Origin of the sequence: Psychrobacter sp. CLB018 (genome assembly GCF_041222815.1) — a bacterium.
In the GTDB taxonomy this organism is placed as follows: Bacteria; Pseudomonadota; Gammaproteobacteria; order Pseudomonadales; family Moraxellaceae; genus Psychrobacter; species Psychrobacter faecalis.
This window is the reverse complement of record NZ_CP166085.1, coordinates 2,824,661-2,839,506: the sequence shown is the minus strand read 5'-3', so window position 1 is coordinate 2,839,506 and position 14,846 is coordinate 2,824,661. Positions and strand designations below refer to the sequence as shown.

The following is a 14,846-nucleotide window of genomic DNA, read 5'->3' as shown; positions in this document are numbered from 1 at the left end:
TCAAAGGTTTAAAAGATAAGGTTTGTTATGAAGTGGCAGCAATTATTTAGCTTAATAACACGCAGAATTAAGCAAGTTTTTGGCTTATATGCGTTTGTTCTTATACCGATGTGGGGCATGTTTTTTCTCAATGAAACGCTGCTTTTCGGGCTATGGAATATCTTTGGGATTGTGCCACGGGCGTTAGACTTAGGTAGTATGATTGGGGTGTTTGCGTCATGGACGATGCATGGCAACTTTTCTCACTTACTTGGTAATACGTTGACGTTATTACAAATTTTATTTTTGTTCGGACTATTTGAAAATAATGCTTATCGTACCGTAATTAAATTGATCGTGGCGTCAGGATTGGCGACTTGGATTATCGGTTCGCCGTTGTCGATTCATATCGGCGCGTCGGGGCTTTGTTTTGCGATGCTGGGTTATATGATAGGCGGAGCGTTATTTGCGCGGCGCTGGGGTTATCTGCTTGCTTGCATTGTCATGGGAACTGGTTACTGGTTGACCATCAAACAAGGTTTAATGCCACAGCAAGGTATCTCATTGGCGGCGCATTTTGGCGGACTATGCGCCGGCTTATTATTGGGGGCAAACTCGAAGCATGCTTATACCAGTATCAATATGCGTTATTAACTTTTATTGATACAAACGTTGATATATAACGGATCATTTTTTTCTAACGGCCGCCATTTAGTGGTTTGCTTCACATGCTCATCAATGCTCAGCTTACTATCCTTTTCTTGCAATACATAATCGGCGCGGGCAGGGGCAGCACAGTCAATAACTTGCGGTACTTGCTGCACACTTCGACGTCGCTCAAACAAATATAAATTCACCAAATAAACATCTGGATTATCGGCATTGGCGCGTGCGTGCCCACTGTCTGCGGCAATAAAACGAAAGGTTTGTGGCTTGATATATGACCAAGGACGAAACCAAGTGCTCTGTTCAACTTTTTTCACCACATGCACGCCTTCAGGTAGTTGCGCAGTTTGCTGCTCGAACCAGCTATATTCTTGGCTGATTTGAAAGCCAAAAATACCAATCGCCCCAAATAATGGAATCAGCCATCTTGGGGCTTTTTTCCCTGCCAGTTTGCTGAGATGAGTTATGATTAGTGCTATCCCAGCCATACCAAATCCAGCAGCTATGGTGGCGATAAACTCAAAAAGCATAAGATTTTTCCTTAACGCCATCAGCGCATTTAAAACCAATTCATAAAAAGATAAAAAAATCACTCACAAGCAGTTGCTGCTGGTGAGTGATTATCTTATAAAGAATAGCACATAATATCGTCTAGATCAGTGATCGATTGCGCCGCCAGCTCCGCGTGGAGAACGAACACTTTCAACCAATTCTTGGATATGTGCTGGTGGTGGCGTCGTTGCATAAGAAACAATAAATGCCACGATAAAGTTCAGTAATGCACCAACCGCACCAAATGATAGTGGCGAGATACCGAACAACCAATACTCTTCTGTATCAGGGAAGCTTGCTGTACCACTGATAAAGAACCAGCCTTTAAAGATAAAGATATAAACCAAGATACTAATCAAGCCCGTCAACATCCCAGCGATAGCGCCCAAGTTGTTAACACGTTTTGAGAAAATACCCATCATCAGCGCAGGGAACAGTGACGCACCTGCAATACCAAAGGCTAGTGCCACGACCTGTGCGGCAAATCCTGGCGGGTTAATACCAAGCCATGTTGCAACCACAATCGCAATTGCCATCGTGATACGGGCAACTTTTAGCTCGCCTGCATCAGTAATGTTTGGATTTAAGTTACGTTTAATCAAGTCATGACTGATCGCTGATGAGATGGCAAGTAGTAGACCCGCTGCCGTTGATAGCGCTGCTGCCAAGCCACCGGCGGCGATAAGACCAATAACCCAACCTGGTAGCTGTGCAATTTCCGGATTGGCCAATACCAAGATATCAGCGTTGACATCAAGCTCGTTACCTTCCCAGCCTCTATCGACAAAGATACCATCACGCTCTAAAGCATGTTCAGCTTTTGCTTCTTCAACCGCCGCCGTCGTTGCCGCAACATCACCGCCGTCAGTAGTGGCAGCCGCTGCTGCGAGCTCAGCTGCACCAAGTCCGCTATCGCTATAGAACTGGATACGACCATCGTTATTTAAATCGTTATATTTAATAAGACCCGTGTCTTCCCACGTTCTCATCCAGTCTGGGCGTTGATCGTACTCGATAGCAGGCTCTTCAACACCTTGTGGATAGATGGTATCGATTAGGTTTAGACGTGCCATTGCACCTACTGCAGGGGCAGTGAAGTATAGTAGCGAGATGAAAACCAATGTCCAACCAGCCGTCCAGCGCGCATCCGCAACTTTAGGAACGGTGAAAAAGCGAATGATAACGTGCGGTAGACCCGCTGTACCAATCATCAGTGATAAAGTGAATAACACCATGTTTAGCTTGTTTGGCACGTCAGCGGTATAAGCGGTAAAGCCTAAGTCGACGACGATTTGATCAAGCTTAGCTAAGATAGGAATACCGGCTTCCACATGGTTTGAGAACAAACCAAGACCCGGAATCGGATTGCCTGTTAATTCAAGTGAGATAAATACCGCAGGAATGGTATAAGCAATCATAAGAACGATATACTGCGCAACCTGCGTGTAGGTAATCCCTTTCATACCACCAAGTACGGCGTAGAAGAAAACAACAACCGCGGCAATAATCAAACCCGTGGTATTATCCACTTCTAAGAAGCGTGAGAATGCTACCCCAGCGCCGGTCATCTGACCGATAACGTAAGTGGTTGAGGCAATAATCAAACAAACCACGGCAATCATCGCTGCGGTCTTAGAATAAAAACGGTCGCCAATAAAATCTGGAACCGTGAACTTACCAAATTTACGTAGGTAAGGCGCAAGCAGCATGGCCAATAGAACGTAACCACCCGTCCAACCCATCAAATAAGTTGAGGCCGCATAGCCGCCAGTAGCAATAATACCTGCCATCGAGATAAATGACGCGGCACTCATCCAATCAGCAGCCGTTGCCATACCGTTTACTACAGGATGGACGCCGCCGCCAGCAACATAAAACTCACTGGTTGAACCTGCACGTGCCCACCATGCAATACCGAAGTATAAAGCGAAAGATAGACCTACAAAAATAATATTAATCGTAAATTGACTCATAGGGCTATTCCTCGTCTACACCATATTGTTTATCTAACTTATTCATACGCCACGCGTAGAAGAAAATTAAAATGATAAATACGCCAATGGAACCTTGCTGAGCGAACCAAAATCCTAGGTCAGTACCGCCTATTCGAATACCTGTTAATAATGGTCGAAATAAAATACCGAAACCGTATGAACAGAGGGCCCAAATAACGAGGCAACCTATAATGAGACGGATATTGGCACGCCAATAACCAGATGGATCGTTGTGGTTTTCCATAGGACAACTCCTTTTGTCTTGCCTAAAAACATAATATTTGATTTGAGCTTAATGAGTTATTCTTGTCTATCGCTTCAAGCGAAATTGTGTCTATAAAAAAACCATCCTATAGACGATTCATACAAAATGACTCAACAGCTTAGCTGAAAAAATGCGCACAAATGAAAAATAATAAAAACCAAATACTAAAACGTGAACCAGTCATAAAGCGATTTAGTAGTCATTTATTTAACATTAAGCTGACTTAATCAAATAAACGACATCATAAATGCTAGGGTTTTTAAGAGTGTCTTGCAGAAAAAAAAGGGGATTTATCGAGGAAAAACGATGAAGGTCAACAATCCGCTGTCTTTTTACGATCCCGTCTTCCTGACAAGAGTCTTAAAGTTGTTAATACGTTAGTCATTCATGCCAATAAATCAATATCAACCGAATGCTAATATCTATAAAATCTACTCTACCGTAGTTAAAAAACGTGGTCGGTAATAAAGTAGACTTCTATAAGTGTTTAGATATTTAATCTTACTAAGATCGTACGATAAATGTCTAACCAATGCTACTGATTTGTTACATTCTCCATTCTATAGGACTTCAATAGTAAGTGACATTTATTTCAGAAATAGTTTTTTTAACTTAATAACCAAATTTGATAGTAGTAGGTGTCTTAATCTCTATAGAATGCACACGGCATCTTATTAGTAGAGATTTTTAGCAGAATTATGAGCGGTATAATTAGTTAAATGTGTTTCTATATAAAAATAAGTAACATTTATAAACGTAAGTGAGGAGTAGGTATGAGTGACGGCATAGCAGGCTGGTTTAATAACATCGTGAATTACGGCGTTAGTATTATCTGGGGTAATAACGATTGGTTAATCGCCAGCAATCCTTGGTATGGATTGTTGATGTTTGTGTTGATTGGGGCTGGTCTATATTTTACCGTTGCTACGCGTTTTATTCAGTTTCGTCACTTTGGTCATATGTGGCAGTTATTACGGGTGTCAAACCAAGGGCGTAAAGATGGTGGTATTAGCTCGTTTGAAGCACTGATGACGTCTTTAGCGGCGCGCGTCGGTACCGGTAATCTGGCAGGGGTAGCGATCGCTATCTATCTTGGTGGACCGGGCGCAGTATTTTGGATGTGGATGACGGCGCTCGTCGGTATGTCGACCAGTTTTATCGAGTCAACCTTAGCCCAAGCTTATAAAGTGCCGCATAATGACAATGTTTACCGCGGTGGACCGGCTTACTATATCGAAAAAGGTTTGGGCAAGCGCTGGCTGGCGATATTTTTCTCGCTTTGCCTGCTGGTTGCGTTTGGTTTGGCGTTCAATGGCGTGCAGTCAAATACGATTGCGCAGGCGACCAATGAAGCGTTTGGTGTTCCAACGTGGATGACAGGGTTAATACTGGTCGCGCTCGTCGCCCCAGTGGTATTTGGCGGACTACGCTCGGTTGCGCGTATTGCAGGTAAAATCGTGCCAGTCATGGCGATTCTTTATATCTTGTTGGCGCTTTATATTATTATCACCAACTTTAGCGAATTCCCAGCAGCCGTTGCCTTGATTGTAAAATCAGCCTTTGGCTTTGAGCAAGCGGCGGGCGGTGTGATTGGTTATGGTATTGCGCAGGCGATGATTAACGGTATCAAACGCGGTTTGTTTTCGAACGAAGCGGGTATGGGTTCAGCGCCCAATGCCGCAGCGACGGCAAAAAGCCATCCTGACCATCCAGCGGTGCAAGGCTTTATGCAAATGCTCGGTGTCTTTATGGATACGCTGGTTATCTGTACGGCAACCGCGGCGATTATTATTCTCTCAGGGGTCGTCGATCCAAATGTCGAACAAGAAGGTATTCAATTAACCCAGTTAGCACTGTCGCAGTACGTGGGCGATATGGGTGTGATTTTCGTTGCGATTGCAATTTTCTTTTTCTCGTTTACCTCTATCATTGCCAACTACAGTTATGGCGAGTCCAATCTTGAATTTATCTCTGGTGAAAAAAATGCCAAAGTCATGATTATGATTTTCCGTTTTATGGTTTTAGGCATGGTATTTGTTGGCGCTATTGCTAGCTTACCTGCTATTTGGAACTTCGCTGACTTATCAATGGGTCTCATGGCGCTCGTCAACTTGATAGCAATTTTAATCTTGTCACCAGTGGCGCTTAGAATTTTGCGTGATTATGAAAGACAAATCAAAGAAGGCAAAACCGGCGAGCAAATCAAATTCGACCCCGATGACTTTGTAAAATTAAGAGATGAAGCCAATCGTGATGCGTGGACTGATTAGTATTTTTTAGTAAGCTAAAAAGTTATTCTATTAAATATAGTAGGTTCACTTTAAAAGCGATGCAGTGTGACTTAGATGAATTTTTCGTAGCTTCTGTGATAACAGCAAGCAAGGAAAATTTATCTCAGTCGCACGCTAGCTACTAGCGTATTGTCTTTATTTCGAATGGATCATACAAGCATAAAAAAACCGCCCTTATATGAACTGACCCCCGAAACTTGGACGGTTTAGTTTATATCAAGGACTGAGTTCTGTACTGTACAGGGCTCAGTCCTTTTAGTTTCAGCTGAATTCTCTCATGATTATAATACTGCATAAATCTGTGAATCTGTTTCTCTAAAGCCTCAATCGAGGTCGGCTTTTCAAGATAAATAGTCTCACATTTTAGCGTGCCAAAGAAGCCTTCCATCAATGCATTGTCTAAGCAGTTACCTTTTCGGCTCATGCTTTGCTTCATATTATTTTCTTTGAGCGTGGTTGCAAATTGCGTCATTTGATAATGCCACCCTTGATCTGAGTGCAGCGTTAGCTCCTCCTTACCCTTGCGCTTTGATGATATGTTTTCAACCGCGCGCTCAAGCATCTGTTTGACCAAGTCATATACGGGTCGTCTTGAGAGCGTATAACTGATGATTTCATTATTAAAGCAGTCTAGTATCGGTGACAGATACAACTTCTCATCTCCTATTTTAAACTCTGTAATGTCAGTAAACCACCTGCGATTGGGCGCTTTCGCTCTGAACCTGCGTTTGACTCTATTCTTAGCAATGACGCCACACTGACCTTTATAGGATCGATACTTTTGCTTTCTAATTCTTGCACTAAGCTTAAGCTGTCCCATAAGCCGTGCGATAAGTTTATGATTATAAATCAAACCTTCATTTTTAAGTGTCTGGGTGATTCTACGGTAGCCATATCGACCTTTATGGTGATGGTAGATATCACGGATACGCTTTTTAAGATCGGCATATTTATCTTTACTACTCAGACTAGCCCTATGATAGTAGAAACGACTCCTTGCAAGCTTTGCTATGGTGAGTAAATCAGATAACGCGTACTGCGGTCTCAATCCTTCGATGAGCCTTGCTTTTTGACTGCTTGTTCCTTCTCCCAAAGCCGTGCATCGAGCTTTTTTAGATAAGCATTCTCCGCTCGTAGATACTGCAGTTCACGTTTGAGCTCTGCTGGCGTCTTTTCATTATCGGGTTTGTCTGTGATAGGAGAAGTCATGGTGCTACTACCTTTATATTTGGATGTGAGTCCAGACATACCGTAGAGGCGATAGGCTTTATGCCAATGACTGATGAGCGCAGGTGAGCTGATGTGAAATTTAAGAGCAGTTTCAGATTGGCTTAATCCTTCTGCTAACATCATAGCGATCACTTTATACTTAAAGTCGCTACTGTATTTAGCTTTACCAGTTTTAGGTTTGATGGCGTTTATACCACCGCTTTGATATTGCTGAACCCACTTAAATACCATCTTGTCATCAAGTCCAAATTTCTCACCTGTAGCACCTCCGCTATGTCCTTGCTTGTAGTATGCTATGACTTTGATCTTAAAGTCTAGATCGTAACGCATAAAAATACCCCCAAAAGTTGTGTCCAACTTATGGGGGTCAGTTCAATATTAAGAGCGGTTTTTTATTAAGCCATAATTATATCAAACATGATTTACATGTTTGGATAGTTAGGACCGCCGCCGCCCTCTGGCGTTACCCAAGTAATGTTCTGTGACGGGTCTTTGATATCACAGGTTTTACAATGCACGCAGTTTTGGGCATTGATAACAAACTTAGCACCTTCGGCATCTTTCACCACTTCATAAACGCCAGCTGGGCAGTACAGACGCGCAGGCTCAGCATATAGCGGTAAGTTGATTGAAACAGGCACCGTAGGATCGGTAAGTTTCAAATGCGACGGTTGGTCTTCGGCATGGTTGGTGTTGGAGATAAAGACTGATGACAGCTTATCAAATATCAGCTTACCATCTGGCTTAGGATAGGTTGGCTGATAAGCATGCGCCGCGCGCTCTAGCTGATCATAATCTCTCTTATTATCATGAATGGTCAAAGGCATTTTACCGCCAAGCAAATTTTGCTCGATAAAGGTAAAGGCGCCTCCCATCCATTGACCCATACGGTGCATGGCTGGGGCAAAGTTACGCGCTTCGTAGTTGTCTTGATACAGCCAGGATTCTTTATACATGGTGCTATAGGCAACCACGTCGTCATACTCACGGCCTGCTTGTAACGCTTCAAAAATCGCTTCAGCCGCTAACATACCTGACTTCATCGAGGTGTGCGTACCTTTGATTTTGGCAGGGTTTAAGAATCCAGCATCATCACCGACCAACACGCCACCTGGGAAGGTGAATTTTGGTAAGGAGTTTAAGCCGCCTTTGGTCAACGCACGCGCGCCGTATGACAGGCGTTTGCCGCCTTCTAAGACGTTGCGAATGACTGGATGCAGTTTTAGGCGCTGCATCTCATCAAAAGGTGACATATAAGGGTTTGAGTACGATAAGTCGATCACCATACCGAAGCTGACTTGGTTGTTTTCATCGAAGTATAACCACCAACCGCCAGATGAGCCGGTATCCGTTAAAGGCCAACCTGAACCATGCATGACCACGCCTTGCTCGTGCTTCTCTGGGCTGACTTCCCATAGCTCTTTTAGGCCGATACCATAATGCTGAGGGTCTGAGTCTTTATCAAGCGCAAAACGGCTGATGAGGCGCTTGCCCAAATGTCCACGGCAACCTTCGGCAAAGATGGTATATTTACCTAGCAGCTCGTAACCTGGCTCAAAGCTTGGCTTGGCTTCACCATTGGCAGCTACGCCCATGTCGCCGGTCAACACTCCTCTTACCGAACCGTCATCGTTATATAAGATGTCGTCGGCTGCAAAGCCTGGGAACATCATGACTTCAAGCTCTTCTGCTTGCTCAGCCAACCAGCGAACGACGTTGCCCAATGAGACAATGTAGTTGCCTTCATTGTGCATGCTAGCAGGTACGATAGAATCAGGTAGTTTGGTTGCTTTGGTCGCAGAACCGAGCATATAAACGCGGTCTTCAATGGCAGGCACGTTTAGCGGTGCGCCTTTTTCTTTCCAATCTGGTATCAGCTCGTCTAAAGCGCGCGGCTCAATGACTGCACCAGATAAGGTATGGGCACCAAACTCTGAGCCTTTTTCGACCACACAAACCATAAACTCATCATTACCCGCTGCAATAGCAAGCTGACGCAGACGAATGGCTGCTGATAAACCTGCAGGGCCGCCGCCGACGATAATGACATCAAATTCCATTGATTCACGTTCGATTTCAGGCTCAGCAGCTTCTGGCTCTACGGCTGGCTCGGGCGTTGCTTCTGTTGCAGTAGTGGCTTCTACTGGCTCAGCGGCAGCTTCTGTCGCCTCAGTTGCAGCGCTTTCTTCAGTAGTGGCGACTTCTTCTACGGCTACATCAGTATGTGCGATGTCGCTATTTACAGTGTCGTTACTGACAGTGTCATTATTAACAACGTCGTTGCTAACAGTGTCATTATCAACAACAGGCTTTTGATTGTCTTGCTCTTGCATACCTACTCCTAAACTTTTAGTGGCTTATCTCAGGGCATCATTAGCTTAACAATTGAATAATAAAGCTTGCGGCGCTAACGTTACTCAGACATATGGCTGCCCGATAAGAACTGTCTTTGCGGCATCAATTGACGACGTTAAGCGTACAAAGATTGACGTAAAATCTAGCACCCATAACGTAAAATGTGTTGTTAATTCAACACCCACTGAACCATTGCAAATAAATAATCGTTACTCATTATAAAAGAAAAGTCCTACAAACACGATACGCATTTCTGGGTATCAATGTTAAGGTAAGATGGAAATAATGGGGGTACAATGACGATAGGCTTTCATCATACCCGAAACAAAAATTTATAGTAATAATAGATGCGACAAACTTTGATTACTACATAAAGGATTTTATGATGAATGACGATAATAAAAACGACAATTCTAATGATAAAGATAGCCTCAAAGTCACGAATGACAAGGTATCTGCGCCAAATGGTATGGATGCTTTGAGTCAGTATTTTAAGTCAGCGCCAAGTATACGCGAAGGGCGCGCCATACCGCCGCTTGAGAACTGGCATCCTGAGCAAGTAACGGATATGGATTTAACCATCAAAGCCAACGGTGAGTGGTGGCACGAAGGCGAGCACATGACCCGTCAGTCACTGGTTAATTTATTTGCTACTATTTTATGGAAAGAAGAAAATAATGGCGCGGTTGAGTATTTTTTAAAAACGCCGGTACAAAAACTGCGTATTCAAGTAGAAGATGCGCCGTTACTGATTAACGATGTTGGTATAATTGAAGAACAAGGTAAAAACTGGCTAGAATTTACGACCAGCACCGGTGATGTAGTGCGTTTAGATGATGAACATCCGATTAGTTTGCGTGCTTATACAATGAAAGACTCTGATGACAATAGCAATTCTAGCAAAAGTAAGAATAAAGAAGACAATAAAAGTACAGAAAGTCCTACGCAAATTCGTCCTTATATGACGGTACGAAACGGCTTAGAAGCATTGATTGGACGTAACGCTTTTTATCATTTAACAGAAATTGGTGAATTGACAGAGCGTGATGGTGAGACGATACTAACGCTGCAAAGTGGCGATAACGCTTATACATTATCAATGCCATTAGATTCATAATAGACTATATTTAATACTTATATAAGAACGGCGGTAAGAGAGCAATGAAGGTTGCCGTAAAAGCAGTGACTGATAATACAAGCCTTGATGGTGTTGATATTATTGATAGCCTTGAGACGCACAAAACGACATTTATTAATGATAGTTTTAAAACGCTTAAAGCAGATGATAGCGTGATAAATAACGCGCTTAAAAAGGAACGCAGCGCGCCAATCGGCTTGTTTGATTCGGGCGTCGGCGGCTTGTCGGTCTATCTACATCTGGCTCAGCAATTACCGCATGAGCGTTACGTTTATTATGCAGATACCTTGCATGTACCGTATGGCAATCGCGATAGTGAAGACATTAAAGCCTTGACGCTCGCCGCAGTAGAGTGGCTGTATCAGCAAGGCTGCAAGCTTATCGTCATCGCCTGTAATAGTGCCTCGGCGTATGCGTTAGAGACGGCCAGACGCTATTATCCGCAGCTGCTTATTGTCGGTCTGGTGCCCGCTTTAAAACCTGCGGTGTTGGCCAGTAAAACTCATCACGTGGCAGTATTGGCAACGAAAGCGACGTTAAACGGTGCACTACTCAATGACGTCATTAAGAATGTCGCCATTCCTCATGCTACCAGAGTCACCAAATACTTTGACCCAAACTTAGTCCCTTGGGTTGAGTCAGGTATGCCTAAAGACAGCAAAACGGCTCAGGATTTACGCCTGCAATTGCAGCAATTTTCGCAAGATGGCGTCGATCAGTTGGTATTAGGCTGTACCCATTATCCATTTTTTAAAGCGTTTTTACGCCAAGAAATTACTCAGCAGCAGTTACCGCTACATATTGTCGATTCGGGGCATGCAATCGCTGAGCGCGTTAAGCAGCTGTTGATAGCGGATCAGTTGTCGGCATTACCCGTTACGGTATCAGCTAATGAAGCGTTAAATGGCGTAGCGACCGCTATAGATATACCGCCGGCTTTGACTTTTTACGCGACTAGGTACGATGAGCAGCTCGGCGCTGTGGTGCGACGTTTATTGGGTAAACAGTCTCGTATACAGTATATTCTTTCGCCTTAAGCCCTTTTGTTTTAGTCTAATAGGGTTTTTTGCCTGTGCAATAGTGAGGTAGCTGTTATAATCCCGCAATATATTAGTGGAATTAGCAATAAATTAAACGCATTTGCGTAATATTCTGCTAGGCTAGTATTTGCCAAGCAGAATATTAGACAAGCTCTGATGCTATCGTTTTTGGGTATCGATTGAGATAACTTTCATTTATATGACTAATAAGCTTAGAGGTGATTGTGTCAAACCGTCGCTATCATATTCACGTCATATGCGCTGACAACGACCAACTGTTGGTTTTAGACAGTGTGGCGATGTTTTTCCAAGGCCGCGCATTTTTAACCTATGACGTTTCTAGCAAATTACCCAAAGCGGCGTTATATGGTCGCCAGTGTATCGATGCTTGCGATTATGCGCTGATGATTATCGGTGATAGCTATGGTACGGCGCAAAATACTGGTGTCAGTCAAATGCATTTAAGCTATCTTAATGCTAAAGCCAAGCTCAAACCTTTGTTAATATTGGTCAAAAGTCATCATAACGAGGTCAATATCAGTCGGCAGCTACAAGAATTCACCAACATGGTGACCAAAAAAGCCGATAAGATTTATTACTATGAAACAGAAAACGATATCGAGCAGCTCCTCATTCAAGCCTTCTATAGAATGGTCGCCAATCATGAAGTAGGGGACGGCTGGGTAAGGGTGAGCGACGAGCTAATGAAAGCCAATAAATCGGCACTGGCTGAAGAAACGGCAACGAGCTTTTCTACCAAGAAAACCAAACTTACCCAATCTCGCCCTGCTGTTACCAATCATTTAGCAGCCGATAGTGTCAGCAAACCATTGGTGCTGACAGACACTTTTGAGATTCAGTACAAAGCCCAAGCCTATGAAGGCGGTAATTTAACCGACGTTACCCGCCCTATGAGTTTATCGTGGCAAGAAGTGCTCATCGCCTTAATAAAAATACCCGCTACCTTTTCAAGCTATGGTTTACAGAGCGCCATTAATCGCTTAATCGCCGTCAAAGCTGAAACAGATATCAAAAATGACATGCCAAATGTTCACGCGGTAGCACGTTGTCAGATTTCTCAAGATGACTTAAACCAATTACAGCGGCAGTTGGTGGCGGCTAACTGGATTCAACTCACCACCTAACCGCTTAGCTAGGGCAAACGCTCTCTGCTCTATTTATAATTTCATTGAAAAAAATCCATTTATAAAGCCAGCGCTTACCCTTTGTAATACAAAGCATACGTCTCTGTAGTTGTGAAGCGGGGTAATACCCGTAATAATAAGCGTATAAATACATAATAATGCTTAATAATTAGGGAGAACCAACAATGAGTGATGCCAAAAAAGATTTAAATAGTGAACTAACCAGCTTAGAAGAAACCATGCTTGAAGCCGATCAGTTTCGTACCTTAGAAGAGCAAGTTGCTGACATGAAACGTCGCGGCATTGACCCAACCCAAGCCTATAAGGATTTGGATAGAAAGGAAGAAGATGCTGACTGGGGTGATGCGACGTGGAAGGAAAACGGCAAATGGAAACCAAAAACGCCTGCGGATTTAGATGACAAAGCCCGCGAAAATTGGGATGGCGACAATGGCAAACCAAATCCGCCACCTGTTATCTAGTAGATATTATTTAACAAAATAATAGAATAATGACCGTCTTTTTTCAGTTTATTGCATTCATTTTATAGAAAAGCCACGCAAATAAGCGTGGCTTTTTTATTAGTCGCTAATACATGCTTGTAGATACTAAATAATTCATTCCTTAGCTTAGCTAATTATGAGCCTTCATCAACGCGTACAAGCTTTATCGTACCATCAGGACTGGTAACCCGGCGATAACGCGTATTGCCCGATGAGGTTGATGGTCTAACGGTTGGCTGCACAGACGGCTGTACCGAGTAAGGATTAGAGTTTGAGCTGCCAGTTTGCTGTTGAATCAATTGCCCCATACGGTCTGCAGGCGCAGGGTTTAAAGGACGACTGTTTGCTGGTTGTCCGTACGGATTGCCATATTGGGAAGTGCTTGCAGCACTATTACCAACGATGGCGCGATAAAATTTTTGTCCGGCGCGTCCATCGGCTGGAAAGATGCCATGGCTTGATTGATATTGCTGAATCGCCGTACGGGTATTATCACCAATGATACCGTCCACTTCGCCAATATCGTAGCCTGCATTTAATAATCCTTGTTGGATATCTTTAGATTGCTGACGGCTAATACCAGGGTCGTCCGTCGGCCAGGCAGTGACAAAGTCGGTTTTGCTGCTGTCTTCACGCGCGATTAAGTCTGATAAGTGGGCAATTGCTAAAGCATAATTTTCTGAAGCGTTATACGAATAAAACGTGTCGAAGTTTTTACCCACCAAGAATGCTGGGCCATCAGTGCCGGCTGGTAATAATAAACCTGCGCTGCCCAAGGTAGAAGGCAGAGGGCTGCCGTTCGCCAATGTCAGCCCTTGATTGCGCCAATGGCTGATAGATTTTTTGTCTTTACGGTTTGATGCGCCCCAAAAACCACTCGGCAGTTTGACTTCATAACCCCATGGCTCGCCGGTACGGTAACCACGTTTGTCCAAAAAGTTGGCAGTAGAGGCGAGCGCATCAGGGACGCTATTAACCAAGTCGCGGCGGCCATCACCATCGAAATCGACAGCCAGTTCTAAAAAGGTACTTGGCATAAACTGCGTTTGCCCAAATGCACCTGCCCATGAGCCGGTCATATCACTAGGTGCGATATCGCCATTTTGCACAATTTTTAGCGCATTGGCATATTCGCCTTGGAAATAGCTTTGGCGACGATCAAAACATGACAGCGTCGCTAAAGATTCAAACAAGGGCTTTTTACCCAATGTCTGACCAAAGTTTGACTCCACGCCCCATACGCCCAGTACATGCTCAGCTTTGACCCCATAGCGCGATTCAATGCGGCGCAAGGTATCTGCCCATTGGTGCTTAGCGCGAATACCATCTTCGACCCGCTCTTTATCTACCAACGAAGACAAATAATCCCAAACGTCCTTTTGAAATTCAGGCTGGTAATTGAGTGACTGAATCACACTAGGGTCAGGCTGGCTTGGACGATAGTTATTAAACGTATAGCTATCGACGCCGCGGAATTTACTAGAGTTTTTTAAACCATCTAAGCACTGTTGAAACTGGCTATTAGATAAGTCTGGTGCTGGTGGTTTGGCCGCTTGCGCAGTACTGGCAAAGCTGAGGCCAACCGCGATGCTAAGTAGCGATAACGTAGAGGTCGAAGAAAAACGCATGGAAATATCCTATAAACATCGAAATAGTCATTGAAAGAGAACAAAGCTGAATTAAGCAGT

At 43.8% G+C, this 14,846-nt stretch carries 13 protein-coding genes; 6 read left to right on the top strand and 7 right to left on the bottom strand.

Annotation, left to right across the window (positions count from 1 at the left end):
* Positions 1-27 precede the first annotated feature (27 nt).
* Positions 28-633 (top strand): rhomboid family intramembrane serine protease, encoded by a 606-nt coding sequence (locus AB8P72_RS12070; protein ID WP_068406948.1) that lies wholly within the window; start codon positions 28-30, stop codon positions 631-633.
* Here AB8P72_RS12070 and AB8P72_RS12065 read toward each other — a convergent pair.
* The 3 genes from AB8P72_RS12065 to AB8P72_RS12055 form a co-directional block, all read right to left on the bottom strand.
* On the bottom strand, positions 630-1,175 hold the full coding sequence (locus AB8P72_RS12065; RefSeq protein ID WP_068406951.1) for a hypothetical protein: 546 nt from the start codon (positions 1,173-1,175) through the stop codon (positions 630-632). The two genes, AB8P72_RS12070 and AB8P72_RS12065, sit on opposite strands and share 4 nt — an antisense overlap.
* Before the next feature lie 126 nt (positions 1,176-1,301).
* Positions 1,302-3,170, bottom strand: coding sequence for a sodium:solute symporter family protein (locus AB8P72_RS12060; protein ID WP_068406954.1), 1,869 nt, complete (start codon positions 3,168-3,170; stop codon positions 1,302-1,304).
* A gap of 4 nt (positions 3,171-3,174) precedes the next feature.
* Positions 3,175-3,435, bottom strand: coding sequence for a DUF4212 domain-containing protein (locus tag AB8P72_RS12055; RefSeq protein WP_068406957.1), 261 nt, complete (start codon positions 3,433-3,435; stop codon positions 3,175-3,177).
* Between the two features lie 794 nt (positions 3,436-4,229).
* Here AB8P72_RS12055 and AB8P72_RS12050 point away from each other — a divergent pair.
* On the top strand, positions 4,230-5,726 hold the full coding sequence (locus AB8P72_RS12050; RefSeq protein ID WP_198329193.1) for a sodium:alanine symporter family protein: 1,497 nt from the start codon (positions 4,230-4,232) through the stop codon (positions 5,724-5,726).
* A 232-nt stretch (positions 5,727-5,958) separates the two neighbouring features.
* Here AB8P72_RS12050 and AB8P72_RS12045 read toward each other — a convergent pair whose 3' ends face one another.
* The 3 genes from AB8P72_RS12045 to AB8P72_RS12035 form a co-directional block, all read right to left on the bottom strand.
* Entirely contained in the window at positions 5,959-6,840 is an 882-nt protein-coding gene (locus AB8P72_RS12045) for an IS3 family transposase (RefSeq protein ID WP_369957801.1), read from the bottom strand.
* On the bottom strand, positions 6,792-7,307 hold the full coding sequence (locus AB8P72_RS12040; protein WP_198329227.1) for a helix-turn-helix domain-containing protein: 516 nt from the start codon (positions 7,305-7,307) through the stop codon (positions 6,792-6,794). Before AB8P72_RS12040 ends, AB8P72_RS12045 begins: the two co-directional genes overlap by 49 nt.
* A gap of 92 nt (positions 7,308-7,399) precedes the next feature.
* Positions 7,400-9,037 (bottom strand): electron transfer flavoprotein-ubiquinone oxidoreductase, encoded by a 1,638-nt coding sequence (locus AB8P72_RS12035; RefSeq protein WP_198328639.1) that lies wholly within the window; start codon positions 9,035-9,037, stop codon positions 7,400-7,402.
* Positions 9,038-9,714: 677 nt separating this feature from the next.
* Here AB8P72_RS12035 and AB8P72_RS12030 point away from each other — a divergent pair.
* From AB8P72_RS12030 to AB8P72_RS12015, 4 genes are all read left to right on the top strand, one after another.
* On the top strand, positions 9,715-10,449 hold the full coding sequence (locus AB8P72_RS12030; RefSeq protein ID WP_369957800.1) for a DUF1285 domain-containing protein: 735 nt from the start codon (positions 9,715-9,717) through the stop codon (positions 10,447-10,449).
* A 44-nt stretch (positions 10,450-10,493) separates the two neighbouring features.
* Positions 10,494-11,507, top strand: coding sequence for a glutamate racemase (gene murI, locus AB8P72_RS12025; RefSeq protein WP_198328542.1), 1,014 nt, complete (start codon positions 10,494-10,496; stop codon positions 11,505-11,507).
* Positions 11,508-11,734: 227 nt separating this feature from the next.
* Positions 11,735-12,655, top strand: a complete 921-nt coding sequence (locus tag AB8P72_RS12020; protein WP_369957799.1) for a DUF4062 domain-containing protein — start codon at positions 11,735-11,737, stop codon at positions 12,653-12,655.
* Between the two features lie 185 nt (positions 12,656-12,840).
* Positions 12,841-13,137 carry a hypothetical protein gene (locus AB8P72_RS12015; RefSeq protein WP_198328552.1) on the top strand — a complete coding sequence of 99 codons (297 nt, stop codon included), beginning with the start codon at positions 12,841-12,843 and terminating at the stop codon, positions 13,135-13,137.
* Positions 13,138-13,292: 155 nt separating this feature from the next.
* Here the strand turns inward: AB8P72_RS12015 and AB8P72_RS12010 are convergent, their stop codons facing one another.
* Positions 13,293-14,786: a lytic murein transglycosylase gene (locus AB8P72_RS12010; protein ID WP_068406970.1), complete on the bottom strand. Its 1,494-nt coding sequence runs from the start codon at positions 14,784-14,786 to the stop codon at positions 13,293-13,295.
* Between the last annotated feature and the right edge of the window lie 60 nt (positions 14,787-14,846).

Coding starts and splice junctions, on each gene's coding strand:
- AB8P72_RS12035 (WP_198328639.1), bottom strand. CDS start 9,037: ATGGAATTTGATGTCATTATCGTCGGCGGCGGCCCTGCAGGTTTATCA.
- AB8P72_RS12030 (WP_369957800.1), top strand. CDS start 9,715: ATGATGAATGACGATAATAAAAACGACAATTCTAATGATAAAGATAGC.
- AB8P72_RS12015 (WP_198328552.1), top strand. CDS start 12,841: ATGAGTGATGCCAAAAAAGATTTAAATAGTGAACTAACCAGCTTAGAA.
- AB8P72_RS12065 (WP_068406951.1), bottom strand. CDS start 1,175: ATGCTTTTTGAGTTTATCGCCACCATAGCTGCTGGATTTGGTATGGCT.
- AB8P72_RS12050 (WP_198329193.1), top strand. CDS start 4,230: ATGAGTGACGGCATAGCAGGCTGGTTTAATAACATCGTGAATTACGGC.
- AB8P72_RS12060 (WP_068406954.1), bottom strand. CDS start 3,170: ATGAGTCAATTTACGATTAATATTATTTTTGTAGGTCTATCTTTCGCT.
- AB8P72_RS12070 (WP_068406948.1), top strand. CDS start 28: ATGAAGTGGCAGCAATTATTTAGCTTAATAACACGCAGAATTAAGCAA.
- AB8P72_RS12040 (WP_198329227.1), bottom strand. CDS start 7,307: ATGCGTTACGATCTAGACTTTAAGATCAAAGTCATAGCATACTACAAG.
- AB8P72_RS12055 (WP_068406957.1), bottom strand. CDS start 3,435: ATGGAAAACCACAACGATCCATCTGGTTATTGGCGTGCCAATATCCGT.
- AB8P72_RS12010 (WP_068406970.1), bottom strand. CDS start 14,786: ATGCGTTTTTCTTCGACCTCTACGTTATCGCTACTTAGCATCGCGGTT.
- murI (WP_198328542.1), top strand. CDS start 10,494: ATGAAGGTTGCCGTAAAAGCAGTGACTGATAATACAAGCCTTGATGGT.